This is a genomic window from Acidiplasma aeolicum, from assembly GCF_001402945.1.
Lineage (GTDB): Archaea > Thermoplasmatota > Thermoplasmata > Thermoplasmatales > Thermoplasmataceae > Acidiplasma > Acidiplasma aeolicum.
Genome location: NZ_LKBG01000103.1, coordinates 1 through 1,869 on the forward strand (window position 1 = coordinate 1; position 1,869 = coordinate 1,869).

The following is a 1,869-nucleotide window of genomic DNA, read 5'->3' on the forward strand; positions in this document are numbered from 1 at the left end:
TATAATCATAGATATTTATATTATTTATATTATTTTTAAACAGAACCCCAATAAACGTCCCTCTTAGTTTATATTTATCATCTAAATTATATAAATTTTCCCTGCCATTATAAAAATTGTATATGGCCTTATCCGATATTATTATGAACTCGTTGCTTGAAGAGCTTTCAATTATTCTACTAATAGAGCTTAAGCCTGTACCCCTCTCCTTATCGCCCTTGGTTGACTCGCCATTTAATGCCATTTTTATTGCGTCAGCATCGTTATTTAAATTAAATCCAGCGTTTTTGAAACTTTTTGGTATTCCTATTCCGTCATCATAAATACATATTTCAAGACCAGTATTTTTATAATATTGTGCAAGTATGTAATTATTGGTATATTTTGAATGTTCTATAATATTATCGGTTAGCTCTCCTATGATATAATTAAGTAAATCACTATTATCCATATTATAAGTTTTTAAAATTCTTTCAACAAATTGTTCCACTTTATTATCGTTCTCATTTACTCCTGTGATGGGTAAATAAGATTTGTTGCTAAAATTAAGATTATTATAATTTTGCAGCATTGTGTTTATATAATTTTTAGTATCAGAATTTGATGGAGGAATATATCTGGAATTTCTTAAATAGTCAAATAATAATAAAATAATCATAGGATCTACAAAGTTTAAATTTGACATATCAATATTACCATTACTTTTATTAAGTACCATTTTTAAATACAATTTATAATTTTCAAGAAAGTTCATAGATTGCATAATATCGTTTAATATATATAATTTATGGCATATTTAAATAATTTATACATAAATAATAAATTATGTTATCCCGAATTGAGTTCCTTGTATAATGATTTTAACCAGAACTCCATTATGGCCATGATCAGGGAATACTATGAGTTCCTTGTGGTTTAATCCACTTTATATAGTATGTATTTACCCTTTTCATATTCTAATATGCTGATATGGTATATTGTGTTTAATACACTGATAATAGGCAAGACTGCTATTCATCAATGTTTTAATGAATGTTGAATCAATTGTCAATACACGCGTGTACCTGCTGTACACTCTATAGTCATGTGCCCTTATGTATGGTTCTAACAATTTACAGAATAGCTGGATGAATGGAATATATGATCTTTTAGTATTTAGCTTTGAAAGCTATGACCTTCTTATTCCATTGCCAATGGATGTATCGGTTAAATCAGATCCGTGTAGTGCACTGTATATTAAATAATATACATGGTCAATGAATTTAATCCTCTTTGAGTTTATGTCAATATTCATTGATTATGTTATTTCATTAGCAGGTTTTTTTCATTATATCCTTGACAGTTTTTCATAATAGCTGAAAATTAAACTATCCTATAAATATGACTGGTATGACAAGATTTAAGTATTGGAAACTGGTAAAGTGTTTATAGGAATATTTTTATTATAATATGTTATTTAATTTTTATGAGACATGCAAAAATTTATATTGTCCCGTAAATATTTCCTATATATACCCGGTAAAAATATAATAAAAGAATACACACCAAGAATGAAGTTAAATGATAAAAAAATAAAATACATAATAAGGGAAAAAATTAAAAGAAGATCATCAACAGAAATAGCTAAAGAAATGAAGATAAGCACAGGGTATATAAATTATATTTACAAAAAATATAAGGAAAATGGAGAATATATGATAGTGTAATACTTTTACTGTAAATTCAAATGACCCTTTAACATTATCCTTAATCAACCTCCATATTTATGTATTTCCTTATCAGCCATTCATCATTGATGTCCATTGCTATTGAAACAACCAGCCTTATCAGTGAATCACCATTGGGAAATGCACCTATCTTTCTTGTTCT

The 1,869-nt window shown here is 26.9% G+C and carries 3 protein-coding genes and 1 pseudogene; 1 reads left to right on the forward strand and 3 read right to left on the reverse strand.

The annotated features are described in order from the left end of the window. Both AOG54_RS02995 and AOG54_RS10160 read right to left on the reverse strand, forming a co-directional pair. On the reverse strand, positions 1-754 hold a 754-nt coding region (locus AOG54_RS02995; RefSeq protein WP_055032393.1), incomplete at its 3' end, for an ATP-binding protein. A gap of 414 nt (positions 755-1,168) precedes the next feature. Beyond that, positions 1,169-1,294: a hypothetical protein gene (locus AOG54_RS10160; protein ID WP_269082554.1), complete on the reverse strand. Its 126-nt coding sequence runs from the start codon at positions 1,292-1,294 to the stop codon at positions 1,169-1,171. 256 nt (positions 1,295-1,550) lie between these two features. Between AOG54_RS10160 and AOG54_RS03000 the strand changes: the two are divergent. Beyond that, positions 1,551-1,700 (forward strand): annotated as a pseudogene (locus AOG54_RS03000) (IS481 family transposase); the annotation flags it as partial. Between the two features lie 46 nt (positions 1,701-1,746). Here AOG54_RS03000 and AOG54_RS09665 read toward each other — a convergent pair. Next, positions 1,747-1,869: transposase (locus AOG54_RS09665; protein WP_201779313.1), on the reverse strand; the 123-nt coding region annotated here is incomplete at its 5' end.

Bases quoted from the DNA above. Each gene is read 5' to 3' on its own strand.
- AOG54_RS10160 (WP_269082554.1), bottom strand. From the start codon at position 1,294: ATGAATATTGACATAAACTCAAAGAGGATTAAATTCATTGACCATGTA.